The organism is Anoxybacillus sp. LAT27 (genome assembly GCF_022030075.1).
GTDB classification, from domain to species: domain Bacteria; phylum Bacillota; class Bacilli; order Bacillales; family Anoxybacillaceae; genus Anoxybacillus; species Anoxybacillus kestanbolensis.
In genome coordinates this window covers 1-277 of the sequence record NZ_JAIWYK010000156.1, presented here as the reverse complement: position 1 = coordinate 277, position 277 = coordinate 1, and the positions used below count along the sequence as shown (strand labels likewise).

Below are 277 nucleotides of genomic sequence, written 5' to 3'. Positions count from 1 at the left end.
AGACGGTGGGAGAAAAGTTGGCCCAACTGATCGTCCTTGCCCGCAGCGGTGCGCTCCATATCGAGGCCGGGGGCGGTGGGAGGTACGGGAAAGTGCGGGAGGGGTAACCACTCGGGCAGCGCTCCTGCCGTTCATCATCATGCCGTGCGTGCTGCTTGGCCCAGCCATGCGCCAATGGACCGAGGCGGCGTGCCGCCCGTGGAGTTGGTCACACGTCGGTGTTGAGCTGCTTTTTTATTACATCACCAGCCTTTTAGAAAAACAGTCATACCGAAAG

At 60.3% G+C, this 277-nt stretch carries 1 protein-coding gene; it reads left to right on the top strand.

Features of this window, described 5'->3' with window-relative positions:
* On the top strand, window positions 1–107 hold a 107-nt coding region (locus LD028_RS08930; protein WP_237811606.1), incomplete at its 5' end, for an endonuclease Q family protein.
* Between the last annotated feature and the right edge of the window lie 170 nt (window positions 108–277).